This is a genomic window from Actinoplanes sp. NPDC051343 (assembly GCF_044455125.1).
In the GTDB taxonomy this organism is placed as follows: Bacteria; Actinomycetota; Actinomycetes; order Mycobacteriales; family Micromonosporaceae; genus Actinoplanes.
Window position 1 is genome coordinate 532,353 of record NZ_JBITEL010000003.1, and the last position, 15,502, is coordinate 547,854.

At 71.9% G+C, this 15,502-nt stretch carries 16 protein-coding genes and 1 pseudogene; 7 read left to right on the plus strand and 10 right to left on the minus strand.

The features are described 5' to 3' along the window. Positions 1-275: 275 nt before the first annotated feature. The 7 genes and pseudogenes from ACIA5C_RS12985 to ACIA5C_RS13015 form a co-directional block, all read right to left on the minus strand. Positions 276-503 carry a hypothetical protein gene (locus tag ACIA5C_RS12985; RefSeq protein ID WP_396053914.1) on the minus strand — a complete coding sequence of 76 codons (228 nt, stop codon included), beginning with the start codon at positions 501-503 and terminating at the stop codon, positions 276-278. A 161-nt stretch (positions 504-664) separates the two neighbouring features. Then, the gene (locus ACIA5C_RS12990) at positions 665-1,369 is read right to left on the minus strand and encodes a cobalamin-dependent protein (RefSeq protein WP_396054330.1); all 705 of its coding nucleotides are present in this window, start codon (positions 1,367-1,369) and stop codon (positions 665-667) included. A 99-nt stretch (positions 1,370-1,468) separates the two neighbouring features. After that, positions 1,469-1,828 (minus strand): annotated as a pseudogene (locus ACIA5C_RS12995) (B12-binding domain-containing protein); the annotation flags it as partial. Continuing rightward, a complete protein-coding gene (locus tag ACIA5C_RS13000) occupies positions 1,825-3,516 on the minus strand; it encodes a SpoIIE family protein phosphatase (RefSeq protein ID WP_396053916.1) in 1,692 nt (563 codons plus the stop codon). The gene ACIA5C_RS13000 and the pseudogene ACIA5C_RS12995, both read right to left, overlap by 4 nt. Before the next feature lie 87 nt (positions 3,517-3,603). Continuing rightward, positions 3,604-4,377, minus strand: a complete 774-nt coding sequence (locus tag ACIA5C_RS13005; protein ID WP_396053918.1) for an exodeoxyribonuclease III — start codon at positions 4,375-4,377, stop codon at positions 3,604-3,606. A gap of 175 nt (positions 4,378-4,552) precedes the next feature. After that, the gene (locus ACIA5C_RS13010) at positions 4,553-6,808 is read right to left on the minus strand and encodes a putative bifunctional diguanylate cyclase/phosphodiesterase (protein WP_396053920.1); all 2,256 of its coding nucleotides are present in this window, start codon (positions 6,806-6,808) and stop codon (positions 4,553-4,555) included. A 66-nt stretch (positions 6,809-6,874) separates the two neighbouring features. Next, positions 6,875-7,687, minus strand: coding sequence for a universal stress protein (locus tag ACIA5C_RS13015; RefSeq protein WP_396053922.1), 813 nt, complete (start codon positions 7,685-7,687; stop codon positions 6,875-6,877). Positions 7,688-7,851: 164 nt separating this feature from the next. On the opposite strand from ACIA5C_RS13015, the gene ACIA5C_RS13020 reads away from it, so the two are divergent. Next, a complete protein-coding gene (locus ACIA5C_RS13020; protein ID WP_396053924.1) occupies positions 7,852-9,135 on the plus strand; it encodes a citrate synthase in 1,284 nt (427 codons plus the stop codon). 67 nt (positions 9,136-9,202) lie between these two features. Here ACIA5C_RS13020 and ACIA5C_RS13025 read toward each other — a convergent pair whose 3' ends face one another. Next, positions 9,203-9,661: an Lrp/AsnC family transcriptional regulator gene (locus ACIA5C_RS13025; protein ID WP_396053926.1), complete on the minus strand. Its 459-nt coding sequence runs from the start codon at positions 9,659-9,661 to the stop codon at positions 9,203-9,205. Positions 9,662-9,738: 77 nt separating this feature from the next. Here ACIA5C_RS13025 and ACIA5C_RS13030 point away from each other — a divergent pair, with 77 nt between their 5' ends. Together ACIA5C_RS13030 and ACIA5C_RS13035 are read left to right on the plus strand one after the other, a co-directional pair. Then, positions 9,739-10,764 (plus strand): Glu/Leu/Phe/Val dehydrogenase dimerization domain-containing protein, encoded by a 1,026-nt coding sequence (locus ACIA5C_RS13030; RefSeq protein WP_396053928.1) that lies wholly within the window; start codon positions 9,739-9,741, stop codon positions 10,762-10,764. Continuing rightward, a complete protein-coding gene (locus tag ACIA5C_RS13035) occupies positions 10,730-11,536 on the plus strand; it encodes a sulfotransferase domain-containing protein (protein WP_396053930.1) in 807 nt (268 codons plus the stop codon). Before ACIA5C_RS13030 ends, ACIA5C_RS13035 begins: the two co-directional genes overlap by 35 nt. 43 nt (positions 11,537-11,579) lie before the next feature. Here the strand turns inward: ACIA5C_RS13035 and ACIA5C_RS13040 are convergent, their stop codons facing one another. Beyond that, a complete protein-coding gene (locus ACIA5C_RS13040; protein WP_396053932.1) occupies positions 11,580-12,839 on the minus strand; it encodes a glycosyltransferase in 1,260 nt (419 codons plus the stop codon). Positions 12,840-12,878: 39 nt separating this feature from the next. On the opposite strand from ACIA5C_RS13040, the gene ACIA5C_RS13045 reads away from it, so the two are divergent. The 3 genes from ACIA5C_RS13045 to ACIA5C_RS13055 are packed head-to-tail and all read left to right on the plus strand — an operon-like array spanning position 12,879 to position 14,051. Further along, entirely contained in the window at positions 12,879-13,193 is a 315-nt protein-coding gene (locus ACIA5C_RS13045; protein WP_396053934.1) for an ArsR/SmtB family transcription factor, read from the plus strand. Beyond that, positions 13,183-13,674: an SRPBCC family protein gene (locus ACIA5C_RS13050; RefSeq protein WP_396053936.1), complete on the plus strand. Its 492-nt coding sequence runs from the start codon at positions 13,183-13,185 to the stop codon at positions 13,672-13,674. Before ACIA5C_RS13045 ends, ACIA5C_RS13050 begins: the two co-directional genes overlap by 11 nt. Before the next feature lie 20 nt (positions 13,675-13,694). Then, positions 13,695-14,051, plus strand: coding sequence for a VOC family protein (locus ACIA5C_RS13055; protein WP_396053938.1), 357 nt, complete (start codon positions 13,695-13,697; stop codon positions 14,049-14,051). Here ACIA5C_RS13055 and ACIA5C_RS13060 read toward each other — a convergent pair. Further along, positions 14,041-14,964, minus strand: a complete 924-nt coding sequence (locus tag ACIA5C_RS13060) for a zinc-binding alcohol dehydrogenase family protein (RefSeq protein WP_396053940.1) — start codon at positions 14,962-14,964, stop codon at positions 14,041-14,043. The genes ACIA5C_RS13055 and ACIA5C_RS13060 overlap by 11 nt on opposite strands. Positions 14,965-15,038: 74 nt before the next feature. On the opposite strand from ACIA5C_RS13060, the gene ACIA5C_RS13065 reads away from it, so the two are divergent. Continuing rightward, positions 15,039-15,482: a MarR family winged helix-turn-helix transcriptional regulator gene (locus ACIA5C_RS13065; protein WP_396053942.1), complete on the plus strand. Its 444-nt coding sequence runs from the start codon at positions 15,039-15,041 to the stop codon at positions 15,480-15,482. Positions 15,483-15,502: the final 20 nt, after the last annotated feature.

Consider the following 15,502-nt stretch of genomic DNA (forward strand, 5'->3'; position numbering starts at 1 on the left):
TGTCGGGGGGGGCGGCGGGGGGCCCCCCGGCGGGGGGGGGCGCGGGGCGGGCGGGGGGGCGCCCCGCCCCCCCCCCCCCCCCGCGGCGGCGCGGGGGGGGGGCCCCCCCCCCCCCCCCCCCGCGACCGGTCCATCGAAAGGCGGAGGATCAACGACGGTGGAAGGTCCGGGTCATCGGCGCCCGCCGAGCGCCGCGCCCGAGGCCGTACGCCCACAGCCGCGCCACCCGGGCACTCCACGGCCTACGCGCCCGGCTGTCAAAGAGGCGCATGGGCTCAGCTGCGCCGGAACGCGTACGACCGGCCGCCCGACGCGCCGGCTGCGCGTCCCGCGTGATCGCGTTCCGAGCGCTGGCGGGCGGCCTGACGACCGTCGGCGGCGCCGTGGTGAGCGGGCGCCTTGCCGGCCTCCTCACCCGGCAGAGTCACGTCCGCGGACGACAGTCCCGCGGCGAGCTCCTGACGGGCCAGATCGTCCGGATCTATGTGCACGGAAAAACTCATGAGTCGACCTCCTGATCATGAGAAAGAAACGCTCGACGGGCGCGGCAGAGGGGCCCGGAGCGGAAGAGACGCCGAGATCTGATCAGGCGTAAAGGAGGATCATGCCGAGGAACCTACCCCCGGGCGGCGGCCGGACGCGACCTATTTATTGGGCTACCGGTTTATTGGGCTACCGGCTCTTCGGCTATCGAGGACAGGCCGGCGTCGATCACGGCCGTTGCCGCCGGATAGTCGCCCAGCTGCTCGCGTACGAGCAAGAGCCCGGCCCGCAACGCGGCCCGCGGCACGCCCCGGGCCGCAAGCACCGCCCCGGTCCAGGCGGCGAAGTCGGTGAAGATCTTCGTCTCGCTGACGTAGAGGGCGGCGGCCAGGAAGTCGACGATGTGGCCCATGTCGTCGGCGGTGGCGTCCAACTGGCGTTGGTCGTAGTCGCGCACCGCCGGATAGTCGCCGGCCAGGCGGCCCATCGCGGTGCCGATCAGGGCCGGCCGCTGACGCACCACGAAGGTGTATTCGTCGTCGCCCAGGAAGGCCGAGAACCGAGGGTCGCGCATCGGCGGCGGCCAGTCGGCCGCCAGGCGCTTGACCGCCTCCTCGGCGTCGGCCGCCCACGCGTCGGCGCCCAGGTGCTGGGCGTAGCGGCCACCCGGCCCGAAGCCCGGGCCGCCCGCGATGACCGGCACCCCGGCCGTCCGGCAGGCGCTGATCGCCGCGTGCGCCCGCGGGAGACGCGTGGCGAGCATGCAGCTCAGCGCCACCGCGTCGGGCCCGGTCTGGTGCAGGTGGGTGATCAGGTGCGGGCCCGGCACGTTGGCGCCGAGGAAGTCGGTGCGCCAGCCGTCGAGCCGCAACACTTCGGCCAGGATGCGAACCGGCAACGCGTGCCACTCGCCGTCGACGCAGGCGATCGCCACCCGGCCGCGGGTCGGGCGGACCGTGGAGTGCGCCGCGACCGCCGAGACGGCCCGCTCGCTCACCGCGGTGGCGGCGTGCTCGCGGGCGATCGACCACTCGTCGGCCGCCCAGAGCGCACCGACCCGCGCCTGGGCACCGCCGATCAGGTCGACCAGGAGGCGCTCGGCCGGCACGCCGTCGTCGAGCAGGCCGAGCACGAGTTCGACGGCGCCGAACTCGTCGCCGTCGCCGATCAGCTCGAGGTAGTCGTCTTCCACCGACGGCGGGGTGGTGCCGACCGACCCCACCGTCATGCCCGCTGTCTCGCCTGGCGGTTGTTGCGGCGCCGTCATGCCCGCTGTCTCGCCTGGCGGTTGTTGCGGCGCCGTCATGCCCGCTGTCTCGCCCGGCGGTCGTTGCGGCGCCGTCATGCCCGCTGTCTCGCCCGGCGGTCGTTGCGGCGGGCGTCGATCGCCCACGGGGACGCGTTGCGGGCACCGCCGCCGCGCAGGCTCAGCGCGGCCCGCGCCGGAGCGCGTACGGCCAGCATCGCGATGTCGTCGCGGGTGCCGCCGTGCACCCAGTCCGAGACCAGCTGCCGGAGCCGCTCCACGGTGGCCGCGGCAGGCATGCCGGCGCAGGCGGACAGCGCGTCGTGCAGGCGCTGCTCACCCCACAGCTCGGTGCCGCTCGGGCCGCCCCGGGCCTCGGTGAGACCGTCGCTGTAGAGCAGGCACAGCTCGCCCGGCGCCAGCTCGACGTCGGCCGGCCGCACCGTCGTGCGGTCGACCGCACCGATCAGCGTGCCGCTGACCGGCACCTCGTCGACCCGGCCGTCGAGCCGCAGAACCAGGGGCGCGGGGTGGCCGCCGGTGGCCAGGGTGAGGCGCAGCCGGGCGTGCTCGATCCGCTGCACCGAGCCGATGACCATGGTCACGAACCGGCGCCGGCGACCGCTCTGCAGTAGCGCCTTGTTGAGCACGCGGAGGATGTTTTCCGGCTTGGTCTCGACCAGCCGCAGCGCGCGCAGGGTCTGGCGGACCTTGCCGGTGAGCACCGCCGCCTCGGGCCCGGTGCCGCACACATCGCCGAGCGCGATCATCGTGTCGGGGCACGTCTCGGTCGGGGCGAACACGTCGTAGAAGTCGCCGCCGACCCGCAGCGCCTCGCGGGCCGCCTGGTAGGAGCCGGCCAGCTCGAGACCGTCGGGCTGGGGAAGCTCGGGCGGGAGCAGGTCGGCCTGCAGCACCGCGGTGGTGTCGACCTGTTCGCGGTAGAGCGCGGCGGCCGACAGCGCGGCGCCGGCCCGGGCGGCGAAGATGCGCGCGAGCCTCTCGTCCTCCGGGCCGAAGCTGCCCCGGCGGGCCAGGACCAGGGCGCCGGCCGGCTCGGCGTTGCCGGGCAGGGGCGTGACCAGCAGCCCGCCGATCGGGCCGAAATCCTCCGGAAGCAGCCAGTCGGGGGCCTGCGCGGCATCGAGCCAGCGGCTCTGGACCGGCGGGAAGCCGCCGAGCGCCTCGAGCAGGCCGGGCACCTCGGCGAGCAGCCGCTCGGCCCGTGCCTCCTCCTCGATCCGGCCGCCGGCGGCCAGGCGGACCCAGAGGTTTTGCCGCTTGTCGGAGGGCAGGACCAGCACGGCGGCGTCGGCCAGATTTTCGACCGCGAGTTCGGCGGTCGTCCGCAGGCAGCGGCCCAGGTGCAGGGAGGCGGACAGGCGGCGGCCGGTCTCGGCCAGGAACGCCGTGCGGGCGCGCTCGGACTCCAGCGCCTCGGCCCGGCGAACCTCCTCGGTGCGGTCGCGCAGGAACCAACCGTAGTGGCCGGAGCCCAGGTCGCGACGCTCGCCGACCAGGTGGCGGCCTTGGTGCTCGCGGGTGAACCGGTCGCCGTCGATCAGGTCGCCGATCAGGTCGCCGAGCGGGCCGGCGCGGCTCGGCCCGCCCACGGTCAGGCCCGGCATCAGGCGCGCCGCCGCCAGGTTGACAAGCGTGATGCGGTGATCGGCGGCAGCGCAGAGCACCACCGCCTCGGTGGTGGCGTCGAGTGCGGCCCGCAGCAGGGCGGGCACGGGTTCGTCGTGGCGCGGCCTGCCCGTTTGCAGCGGCAGTTTCGCGACCATGGTCCCTCCCGTCTCTCCCCGCCTGAACGATCACTATCCCGGCCAGCCTAGTAGGTCCGGCGCCGAGGCGGTCGGTTCAGTTCGCCGTCACCGGTCGATGTCGACCACGATCGGCGCGTGGTCGGAGGGGCCCTTACCCTTGCGCGCCTCGCGGTCCACCACCGCATCTGTCACCTTCGCCGCGACGTCGGGAGTGGCATAGACCAGGTCGATTCGCATTCCCTTGTTCATGTGGAACATGCCGGCCCGGTAATCCCAATAGGTGAACGGTTGGTCGCCCTTCAGGGGACGCCCGACCACGTCCTGGAGCCCGACCGCCCGGATCGCGGCCAGCGCCTCCCGCTCGGGCGGGGTCACGTGGGTGGAGCCGACGAACACCCTCGGGTCCCACACGTCGTCATCGGTCGGTGCCACGTTGTAGTCGCCGGCCACGACCAGCGGCCCCTTCGCGACCTCCGGGACCAGGGCGTCGCGCAGCGCCGCCAGCCAGTTCAGCTTGTACGCGTAGTGCGGGTCGTCGGGCGTGCGGCCGTTCGGCACGTAGACCGACCGGAACCGGATGCCGCCGCAGGTCGCCGCCACCGCTCGCGCCTCGGGGTCGGGGTAACCGGGCTCGCCCGGAAAGCCCTTCGCCACGTCGTCGAGACCGATGCGGGACAGCAGGGCGACGCCGTTCCAGCGACCGGTGCCGTACGCCGCCGTCTCGTAGCCGAGCGCGGCCACCTCGCCGGTGGGAAAGCCGTCGGCCGCCACCTTGGTCTCCTGCAGGCACAGCACGTCGGGTCGAGTGCTGTCGAGCCATTCGAGCAGCCGGGGGAGGCGGGCCTTGACCGAGTTGACGTTCCAGGTCGCGAAGCGCATCCGCCCAGCTTGCCAGCTTTCGGCCGCGCCGCATCACCGCGCTTGTGGTGGCGCGTCAGCCTCGCCTGATCGCGGCGAACAGTGCCGAGCCCAGGCCCACCATCAGGACCACGAGCAACTCGGCCATCCGGAACCCCCTGAAGTGATCTTCATTACCCTCGAATAGGGGGAGATGTTATGTCGGTTCGGACCGGCCCGCCAGAGCCGCTGTACCGCCCGCATGCCAGTGCACCGCGAACTCGGTCGCCGGCACCGCCGGTCCCCACAGCCAGCCCTGCCCGTTGGTCACGCCGACCGCGGCCAGCGCGTCCCGCTGCAGCCGGGTCTCCACGCCCTCGGCGATCACGCTGAGCCCCATCGCCGTGCTCATCGCCACCACCGCCCGCACGATCTCCTCGTCGTCCGCGTCGGCGCCCAGCCCGGTCACGAACGAGCGATCGATCTTGACGCCGGTGACCGGGAACCGGCGCAGGTAGCCCAGCGCCGAAAAGCCGGTGCCGAAGTCGTCGATCAGCAGCTTCACGCCGAGTTCGCGCAGCTCGTAGAGGACCCGCCCGGTGACCGACGAGCCGTCGACCATCACCGACTCGGTCATCTCCAGGGCCACCACCCCGGCCGGCACGCCGAACTCGACCAGCTCCGAGGCCACGATCAGCGGCATCTCGGGCTCGCTGAACTGCTGGGCCGAGACGTTGATCGACAGGTAGAACTCGTCGGCCACGGTCCCGTCCGTACGCCACGCCCCGAGCTGACGCAGCGCCTCGCGCCGCACCCAGGTGCCGAGCGTGCCGATCAGGCCGGCCGACTCGGCGACCGGGATGAACACGCTCGGCGGGACCAGGCCGCGCTGCGGGTGCAACCAGCGGACCAGGGCCTCGGCGCCCAGCGGCTCCCCGGTCGAGAGCCGCACGATCGGCTGGTACGCGACGTACAGCTGACCGTCCGCCAGCGCCTGGCGCAACGCGACCTCGAGCTCGATCCGGGCCCGGACCTCGTCGTGCATGGAAGTGTCGAAGATCGTCGAGCGTCCCGGTCCCTCGGCCTTGGCCCGATACATTGCCGTGTCGGCGTCCCGCATCAGCGCCTCGGCGGTCATCGCCGCGCTGCCGCCGTCGTCGACCGCGTGCGAGATGCCGATCGACGCGGTGATCGGGATCTCGGTGTCACGCACCGGGAAGGGCCGCACGAAGCAGCGGCGGATGTCGTCGGCCAGGCTCAGCGCGTCGGTCTTGCCGCCGGCGTAGGTCAGGAGGAACTCGTCGCCGCCGACCCGGGCGACCGGCACCGAGTCGGGCATCGCCGCGCGCAGCCGCCGGCCCGCCTCGATCACGATCCGGTCGCCCGTCTCGTGCCCCCACGAGTCGTTGACCCATTTGAAGCCGTCCAGATCGAGCAGGAACACCCAGACCTCGTGCCGGGCCAGGCGCCGCTCGATCTCGGCCGAGATCGCCCGCCGGTTGAGCAGGCCGGTGAGCGGATCGTGCCGGGCCTGGTGCTCGGCCGCCCGCTGGGCGCTCGCCTGCGCGCGTACGGCCGAGATCGCCCGCACCAGCAGCGCGGTCACGATCAGCACCCCGCCGACCGCGATGATCCAGCGGTGGGTCATCGTCGCCCCGGTGACCAGCAGCAGCGCGAACGGTACGGCCAGCGCCGGCACCAGCAGCGCCACCCGGCGCACCGACCACGCCTGCACCGGCGGCCGGTCGGCCCGGCTGAGCTCGACCGCCGACGGGTGCAGGGCAGTCACGCCCATCAGCGTGTAGCCGATCAGGAACGGCACGTTCAGCAGCGGCGAGCCGTAGATCTGGCCCTGCAGGCCGACGATCGCGTACGCGGTGTCGCCCACCGCCACGAACGTCAGCGCGCCGAGGAAGGCGCGCAGGCTGACCGGCCAGGTCCGCGCCGTGAACGTCAGGTTGATCATCAGCAGCAGGACCGTGATGTCGCAGAGCGGATAGAGCCCGGCCATGAACGACTCGGCGGCGGGCCGGTTGTGGATCGCGGCGGCCGGCTCGGCCAGGATCAGGAAGCTGAAGAGGGCGCCGCCCATCCAGACGATCAGGGTGTCGAGCACGGCGTGCCGGTCGAGGCTGCGGCGGCACCGCAGCAGCACTGCGATAAACACGCAGAGCAGGGCGTACGCCGGGATGGTGATCGCGTCGGCGATCAGCGGCAGCGGCATCTCCAGATCGGTCACGACCGGACGGACCATGACCCCGACCAGGAACAACAGGGCGACCACGCCGATCAGCCGCCACGCGCCGGACGGCCGGGCACCGTGCCGGGACGGCCCCCAGAAGCACGCCCACACCGTGCCGATCCCGGTCACGAGCAGGCACGCGTCGGACAGGATCACGCTCAGATCGAGCGTGTAGAGCACAGAGGCGAGCAGGCCGATCCCGGCAAACGCCCGCCAGGCCCAGCGCCCCAACCCGGCCTCCCGATTTCCGTCGACACCAGATAGATCGGTACGAGAGGTCGACGGCTGAGCGGAAACCTATCCGGCGAGCGCGTTGGACGATTTGCTGGACGTCCTCCCGGCGGGCCGGGCCCGGCCGTGCACGAAAACGGTCGGGCAGGCGCCCTGGCGCAGCAGGTACCGGGCGACCGAGCCGAGCGCGGCCGCCCCGCTCGTCCCCCGCGGACCCAGCACCAGAATGCGGGCCCGGCTGGAGACGCGGGCCAGCGCCGGACCGGGGTTTCCGCTCAGCAGGCGGGCCCGGGCGCGGCGCAACTCGGGCACGGCCGCCATCGCCGCGGCCAGCATCGCGCGGCCCTCGTCCTCCGCCCGGTAGCCGGCCCGGCTGACCACGTGCACCGCCTCGAGGCCGATGCCGCGACGCCGGGCCTCGAGCGCGGCGAGCCGCAACCCCTGCACCGACCAGGCGGAGCCGTCGACCGCGGCGATCACCGGGCCGGACGGCGGGCGCGGCCCGCGGGCCACCACGACCGGGCAGAACGCCCGGGCCACGACCTGCACCAGCACCGATGAATCGGGCACCGTGTTTCCCACCACCACCAGCTCGGCCGTGCGACTGAGCTGGATCAGGACGCGATCGGCCGGGCCGTCGACCAGTTGCGGGTCCACCCGTACGCCGGGTGTGGAACGCTGGGCCGTGGCGGTCGCCTCGGCCAGGAGATTTTCCGCGGCCAGCCGGTTTTCGTTCTCGCTGGCCCAGGTGAACGCGTGCACTATTCGGAGAAGGCGCCCGCGCGACACCGCCTCGCGCGCGCCGAGCCGCACCGCGGCCAAACCGGCCGCCGTGCCGTCGACACCTACTACCACCGGGGACATAGTCGGGATCCGCAACGGTCACACCTCCGCCGTCGTTCCACCCATCATTATCTATCTCCGGCGGCCAATCCTGGTGATCAATCCCTCAGCCGGAGGCCACCTGATGACCCATTCAGGTTGAGGGTTTACGGTGAACTTCACATTCCATGGGACATCTGCCGGTGAAGTGAGGGAAATACATGACGGATGTCAAGCTCGACCACCCCGGTGGCCAGTTGTCCATGCCGGTGCGTGAGGCGGTCGAGGGTCCGGGCGGCATCGACGTCAGTGCGCTTCTCAAAGAGACCGGCTTCGTCACCCTCGATCAGGGTTTCGTCAACACGGCCTCCACCACGTCGTCGATCACCTACATCGACGGCGATGCCGGCATTCTGCGCTACCGCGGCTACCCGATCGAGCAGCTGGCCGAGAAGTCGTCGTTCCTCGAGGTGTCGTACCTGCTGCTCAACGACGCGCTTCCGACGCCGCAGCAGCTGCGCGACTTCGCCGACAAGATCCGGGTGCACACGCTCCTGCAGGAGGAGATGCGCACCTTCTTCTCCGGCTTCCCCCGCGACGCGCACCCGATGGCCGTTCTCTCCTCCGCGGTCACGGCGCTCTCGACCTTCTACCAGGACACGCTCGACCCGCTCGACCCCGAGCAGGTGGAGATCTCGGCGATTCGCCTGATGGCGAAGCTTCCGACGATCGCGGCGTACGCCTACAAGAAGTCCATCGGCCATCCGCTGCCCTACCCGGACAACTCGCTCGACTACGTCGAGAACTTCCTGCGCATGACCTTCGGCCTGCCGACGGTGCAGTACGACGTCGACCCCAAGATCGCGAAGATCCTGGACATGCTGTTCATCCTGCACGCCGACCACGAGCAGAACTGCTCGACGTCCTCCGTGCGGCTGGTCGGCTCGGCCCAGGCCAACCTCTTCGCCTCGATCTCGGCCGGCATCAACGCGCTCTCCGGCCCGCTGCACGGCGGCGCCAACGCGGCCGTTCTGGAAATGCTCCAGCAGATCCACACGTCCGGCGACGACGTCAACTCCTTCGTCACGCGAGTGAAGAACAAGGAGAAGGGCGTCAAACTGATGGGCTTCGGCCACCGGGTCTACAAGAACTACGACCCGCGCGCCGCGATCGTCAAGAAGGCCGCCCAGGACGTGCTCAACACGCTGGAAAAGCCCGACCCGCTGCTCGAGATCGCGTTCCAGCTCGAGGAGATCGCGCTCAAGGACGACTATTTCGTCTCGCGCAAGCTCTACCCGAACGTCGACTTCTACACCGGCCTCATCTACAAGGCGCTGGGTTTCCCGACCAAGATGTTCACGGTCCTGTTCGCCATCGGCCGCCTCCCCGGCTGGATCGCCCAGTGGTCCGAGATGATGACCGACCCGGCCACCAAGATCGGCCGCCCCCGGCAGCTCTACACCGGCTCCCCGGAGCGCGACTTCACCGCCATCTCCGAGCGCTGATCTCCCGCCGCTCCGCACGCCCCGCCGCCCTCGCGCGGCGGGGCGTTTCCGGTCCCGGTGACCGGCCCTAGAGGTCGATCGGGTCGATCTGTTGCTTGCGGGCGTGCTCGTAGATGACCGAGCTGCGGAAGCCGACGATCTCGCGGCGGGCGCTGAACTTGTCCATCAGGAACGCGTGCAGGCCGTCGACGCCGGGCACAGCGACGTGGACGAGGAAATCGTCGCCGCCGGCCACCACGAAGACCGAGAGGACCTCGGGGAGCGTCATCGCGTACGCCTTGAAACTTTCGATGACGGTGCGGCTCAGCGGGCGGACCTGCACGTGCAGCAGCGCCTGAACGCCGCGGTTGAGTGCGGGCAGGCTGACCTCGGCGTGGTAGCCGGTGATGACGCCGCGTTCGCGGAGGGCGCGGACCCGCTCCAGGCAGGTCGACGGGGCGATGCCGAGGGTGCGGGCCAGGTCGCGGTTGGTCTGCCGGGCGTCCGACTGCAGAAGCCGGACGAGCGCCGAATCAAGTTCGTCCACGGGCGGAATTCTGCCATGGTTGCCGAACGACGTTCGGTTTGCGCCGGAAGCCGCGCGCATCTGGTTAGCGTTCGACCATGGATCATGAACAAGTGGTTATCAAGCGCGGGCCTCGTTCCGGCCTGCCGATCATCGTGGCAGTGCACTCGACGGCGCTCGGGCCGGCGATCGGCGGCTGCCGGATCAAGGAGTACCCGCACTGGCGGAACGGCCTCGACGACGCGCTGCGGCTGTCCGCGGCGATGACGTCGAAGTCGGCGCTCGCCGGCCTGCGGCACGGCGGCGGCAAGACGGTGGTTGCGCTTTCCGCGGGTACGCGGTGGGACCGGCGGGAAACGCTGCTCGACGTCGGTGACGTGATCGCCGGACTGGGCGGCGCCTACGCGACGGGCCCGGACGTGGGCACCGGACCGGACGACATGGTCACGATCGCCGAGCGTACGCCGTACGTCTTCTGCCGTCCGGCCGAAGCCGGCGGCAGCGGCGATTCCTCCGGGCACACCGCCCAGGGTGTCGTCGCGGCGCTCCGGGCGCTCGTCGGTGACCTGTCGTCGAAGAGTTTCGCGGTGCTCGGCCTCGGCCGGGTCGGCAGCGAGGTGTGGAAGATGCTGACCGACGCCGGCGCGACCGTGATCGCCAGTGACGTCGACGACCGCAAGAAGCGCGGCACCTGGGTCAGCCCGCAGGAGTGCCTGACCGCCGACGTCGACGTGCTGATCCCGGCGGCCCTGGGCGGCCTGCTCACCCCGGAAACGGTGCCGGCGCTGCGGTGCCGGGCGATCGCGGGCCCGGCCAACAACCAGCTCGACGCCCCGGCCACCGCCGACCTGCTGCACGCCCGCGGCATCCGGTGGGCGCCGGACGCCATCGTCAGTGCCGGCGGCATCATCTACGCCACCGCGGTCGAACTCCGGCACGAGACGCCGGACCGGGCGGCCGAGCAGGTCCGGGGCATCGGCGCCACCCTGACCAGCGTGGTGCGGGAGGCCGAAGCGGCCGGAACGACCCCGGCCGAGGCGGCACGCAGGCACGTCGAAAGGGTGCTCGCCTCTGCTAACCTCTCCGGCCGTGTCCCCGCCGCCGGTTCGCTACCGCTCCCCTGAGGAGGACAGTGCGCGCTGGCTGAGTTTCCCCTTCCGGCCCGGCGACATCGTGATCAGCACCCGCCGCCGCACCGGCACGACCTGGCTCCAGATGATCTGCGCCCTGCTGATCTTCCAGCGGCCCGAACTGCCGGCCCCGCTCTGGCACCTGTCACCCTGGCTCGACCACCTGGTCACGCCGCCCGGCCGGTTGTACGCGCAGCTGGCCGCCCAGCCGCATCGCCGCTTCATCAAGACCCACACGCCGCTGGACGGCCTGCCCTACTACCCGTACGTGACGTACGTCGTGAGCGCCCGGCACCCGCTCGACATGTTCGTCTCGCTGCGGCACCGTGCGGAGCCCGAACCGCTCAGCGACGACCTGACCCGCTGGCTCGACGAGGACAGCGCCCCGCCCGAGCCCCTGCCGGCCGTGATGTGGCACCTGACCGACGCGTGGACCCGCCGGTTCTGGCCCAACGTGCTGCTGGTCCACTACGACGACCTGGTCGTGGGGCTGGAGGCGCAGATGCGCTACCTGGCCTGGCGCCTCGGCATCCCGGTGCCCGAGGCGCTGTGGCCGGGCCTGGTCGAGGCGGCCGGCTTCGACCGCATGCGCGACCGCGCGGCCCACCTGGTGCAGGACACGCCGGCGGCGCTGTTCCGCCGGGGCCGGCCGGGCGCCCGCGAGGTCTTCACGGCTGAAGAGCGCGCCCGCTACCAGGCACGGGTCGCCGGGCTGGCCCCACCCGACCTGCTGGAGTGGCTACACGCCCCAAGGTTGCCGAAGTAGCAGATGCCGGACCGGCGAACGCGGCTGCTCCCGCGTGACCGACCTAAGGGAGCTCGGCGAGCCAGTCGATGATCGGCTGGGCGCCGTCCTCGGCGGCGAGTCGTGCGGCCATCGCGGCCGCGCGGGCCGCGTAGTGCGGGTTGGTGGTCACGGCGCGCAGGGCGGCGGCCAGCCGGTCGGCGGTCAGCGAGGACAGGGGCAGGGGGCCCGGGGCGGTGCCCAGGTCGGTCAGGCGGCGCGCCCAGAACGGCTGGTCGGCCAGTACGGGTACTCCGACGGCGGGTACGCCGGCGCGCAGGCCGGCGGCCGTGGTGCCGGCGCCGGCATGGTGCACCACGGCTGCGACCTCGCCGAAGAGCCAGTCGTGCGGGAGTTCGCCGACCGTGATGACGTCGTCGGAGGCGCCCACATCGAGGCCTGACCAGCCGGCCTGGACCACCGCGCGTACGCCGGCCTGGCGGATCGCGGTCATGATCGGGCGGCCCAGCCGGGCGCCGTGGCCGGGGGCCATGCTGCCGAAGCCGATGAAGACCGGGCGTGGCCCGGCGGCCAGGAACGTGGTCAGGGCGGGTGGGGGGCTCCAGGCGTGCGGGCGGGCCGGCCACCAGTAACCGGTGACCCGCAGTGGCGCGGGCCAGTCGGCGGGGCGGCTCACCACGGACGGGCTGAAGCCGTGGAAGGTGGGGTAGCGGGACTGCTGCCAGGCCTGCAGCGCGCGCATCGAGGCCGGTGGCAGGCCCAGGTCGCGGCGCAGGGCGCGGATCGGACCGGCGTAGAGCGGGCGGGCCGACAGGTCGACCAGACGGCCGAGGGCCAGGTTGCCCCACGGCCCGAAGTTGCGGCCGCCGACCAGCACCGAGCCGAAGTCGCGCGTCGGGTGCACCGGCTGCAGGAACACGCCGGCCCAGGGCACGTCGAAGGCGTCCGCGATCTGGTAGCCCAACGGGGCAACCACCGTGCTCAGGAGGACGGCGTCCGGGCGTACGGCGGAGACCGCGCCGGCCATGCCGGCGCCGAGCGAACTCACCAGGGGCCCCGCGATTTTCAGAAGGCGCGTAAGCGCCCGCGGGCCGGTGCCGGAACTGACACCGTCCTGACCCCGGGCGTTCGGCAGAATTTCGCGCATGTCACCCGGGATCGGATGGAACTGCAAATCGGTGGCCGTGATCGCGGCCCGAAACGGCTCGTGCGTGGCCACGGTGACCTCGTGACCGGCCTCGCGCAGGCGATTGCCCAGCCCGGTGTAGGGAGCCACGTCGCCCATCGAACCCGAGGTCACGATCAGCACCCGCACGTGGCCCATTCTTGCATCATGCTGCCCGGGTTATATAACGTGTCAGGCATGGACGCCCTGACCGCGCTGGCCGAGCCGACCCGCCGGCGCATCGCCGACGAGTTGCGGGCGCGGGAGTGCAGTGTGACGGACCTGGTCGGCGCGCTCGGCATGAGCCAGCCCGCCATCAGCAAGCATCTGCGGGTGCTGCGCGAGGCCGGCGTCGTCTCCGCGCGCGTGCGGGCCCAGCAGCGCATCTATCGGCTCGAACCGGGGCCGTTCCGCGAGCTGGACGCATGGCTCGCCCCCTACCGGCGGCTCTGGGAACGGCATCTCACCGCTCTGCAGGAGCATTTGGACGCAAAGGATGATCATGCATCTTGACGACGTAGCACTGGACGGCTGGACTTTGATCTTCGTGCGCGAGTTGCGGCAGGCGCCCGAGGTGGTGTGGGCGGCGCTGACCTCGCCGCCGGAACTGGACCAGTGGGCCCCGTTCACCGCGTCGCGTGACCTCAGCTCCACCGGCGACGCCGTACTGACGATGGTCGACGGGCCCGAGAAGACCGACATGGCGGCTTCCGTGGAGAGGGCCGAGGCGCCGGTGCTGCTCCAATACACCTGGGGCGACGACCGCCTGCGCTGGGAACTGGAGCCGTCGGGCGACGGCACCCGGCTCACGCTGCGGCACACCCTGGCCAAACCCGACATGGAGGCGATGGTCGCGGCCGGGTGGCACCTCTGCCTGGACGTGCTGCGCCACCTGCTCGACGGCGAGCCGATCGGCGTGATCCGCGGGCGCGACGCCACGGCCCACGGCTGGGAGGAGCTTCGCGACGGTTATGCGGCGAAGCTGAGCCGGTGACAGCACTAGGGTCAGGGCTCATGACAGTTCGTGGTTTGCAGCGGGTGATCGTTTCGGTGGCCGACCTGGGGCCGGCCCTGGGGCTCTACCGGGATGCGCTCGGCTTCACCGAGAAATACCGTGCCGGCGAGATCGTCATGCTCGGCTCGGAGGCCGGCGAGTTCGAGTTGCTGCTGCACCAGCGACCGCCGACCCCGGGAATCGCAGGCGTGGCGGTGTCCTACGTGGTCGACGATGTCGACGCGATGACGGCGGCGGCGGAAAAGGCGGGTGCGTCCGTGGTCGACGCCCCGGCCGATCAGCCGTGGGGGGAGCGCCAGGCGGTGCTCACCGACGTCGACGGTCATGTCTTCTGCCTGGTGGCGCCTAAGGCATGAGCACCACTCGGCCGAGGTTGGCGCGGGCGTCGAGAATCTCGTGGGCGTGGGCCACCTCGGCCAGCGGCACCCGTTCCGCGATCGTGGCCGTGAACCGGCCGGTCGTGAACAGATCGCTCACCTCCGACATCTCCGCGCGGGCCTGCGGCGCAAACGCGCGCCGCCAGGCGAGCATCGAGAAGCCGGTCACCCAGGTGAGCTCGAACAGGCGGTGCGCCGCCACGGTGGGCAGCGTGCCGCTCACCGCGCCATAGGTGATCATCCGGCCGCCGGGCGCCAGCAGCCTCAGCCCGGCGTCGAAGACGTCGCCGCCCACGGCATCGAGCACCAGGTCGACCGGCCCCTCGACGTCGTCGTAGCCGGACGCTTCGGCGCCCAGCCCGCGTACGAAATCGAGCTTGGCCCCGGTCGAGGCCGTGCCGATCACCCGGCCGGCACCGAGAAGTTGTGCCAGCTGGACCAGCAAATGGCCGATCCCGCCGGCGGCCGACTGCACCAGCACGGTCTCGCCGGCCGCGAGGCGGCCGGCCCGGAGCAGACCCAGGGCGAGCGGCGCGGGCATCGAGAGAACGGTTGCGCCGGCTGCGTCGGCGCTTTCCGGTACGCGGGTGAGCCAGTCGATGTCGAGAGCCACCAGGTCGGCCGCCGCGTCCTCGGACAGGCCCGCCACCCGGTCGCCGATCCGGAAATCGCCGGCCGCCTTGACGACGCGACCGACCACGTCACCGGTCAGCGTGCCCGGAAGCGGCCGCGGCCAGGGACTGGTGCCGGCCCGGAAAACCGTGTCGATCACGTTGGTGCCGATCGCCTCGGCCTCAACGATCACCTGATGGTCGCCGGCGACCGGCTCCGCGACCTCCTCGACCGTCAGAACCGCTGGGCCGCCGTGCTCGTAGTAGCGCACCGCACGCATATCATGGGTCCTTCCAATCGTGGGTGGTGCCCACGATATGTCCTCCCGATGGGCCGGTCAACTAGGGTTGTCCCGTGCCTCCGACTCATCGCCTGCGCGGGCGCGTCGCCTGGCTCGTCGGGCGTGCCTCGCTGCAGGCCCAGCGGCTGATCCAGGAACGGTTCGCCACGCACGAGCTGCGCAAGCAGCACTACGGGGTGCTGGCGTCGCTGGCCGACCTCGGCCCGGCGTCCCAGGGCCCGCTGGCCGACCGGCTGTGCCTCGACCGCAGCGACCTGGTCACCTTCCTCGACGAGCTCGAGGCGCGAGGGCTGGTGGTACGCACCGCCGACCCGACCGACCGCCGACGCAAAATCGTGGAACTGACCCCGGCCGGCGAGCAGCTTCTGGCCGGCCTCGACGAGCTGGTCTTCGCGGCCGACGACGAGCTGCTGGCCGGGCTGAGCACGGAGGAGAGGGCAACCCTGGTGCGGTTGCTGCAGCGCCTCCTGCCGCCGGACGCGGGCGCGGGCTCGTGAGCGGCGCCCTCTCCTGAGCC

Excerpts from the sequence above, each read along its gene's own strand:
- ACIA5C_RS12985 (WP_396053914.1), bottom strand. The coding sequence starts at position 503 with ATGAGTTTTTCCGTGCACATAGATCCGGACGATCTGGCCCGTCAGGAG.
- ACIA5C_RS13000 (WP_396053916.1), bottom strand. The coding sequence starts at position 3,516 with ATGGTCGCGAAACTGCCGCTGCAAACGGGCAGGCCGCGCCACGACGAA.
- ACIA5C_RS13005 (WP_396053918.1), bottom strand. The coding sequence starts at position 4,377 with ATGCGCTTCGCGACCTGGAACGTCAACTCGGTCAAGGCCCGCCTCCCC.
- ACIA5C_RS13020 (WP_396053924.1), top strand. The coding sequence starts at position 7,852 with ATGACGGATGTCAAGCTCGACCACCCCGGTGGCCAGTTGTCCATGCCG.
- ACIA5C_RS13030 (WP_396053928.1), top strand. The coding sequence starts at position 9,739 with ATGGATCATGAACAAGTGGTTATCAAGCGCGGGCCTCGTTCCGGCCTG.
- ACIA5C_RS13040 (WP_396053932.1), bottom strand. The coding sequence starts at position 12,839 with ATGGGCCACGTGCGGGTGCTGATCGTGACCTCGGGTTCGATGGGCGAC.
- ACIA5C_RS13045 (WP_396053934.1), top strand. The coding sequence starts at position 12,879 with ATGGACGCCCTGACCGCGCTGGCCGAGCCGACCCGCCGGCGCATCGCC.
- ACIA5C_RS13050 (WP_396053936.1), top strand. The coding sequence starts at position 13,183 with ATGCATCTTGACGACGTAGCACTGGACGGCTGGACTTTGATCTTCGTG.
- ACIA5C_RS13055 (WP_396053938.1), top strand. The coding sequence starts at position 13,695 with ATGACAGTTCGTGGTTTGCAGCGGGTGATCGTTTCGGTGGCCGACCTG.
- ACIA5C_RS13060 (WP_396053940.1), bottom strand. The coding sequence starts at position 14,964 with ATGCGTGCGGTGCGCTACTACGAGCACGGCGGCCCAGCGGTTCTGACG.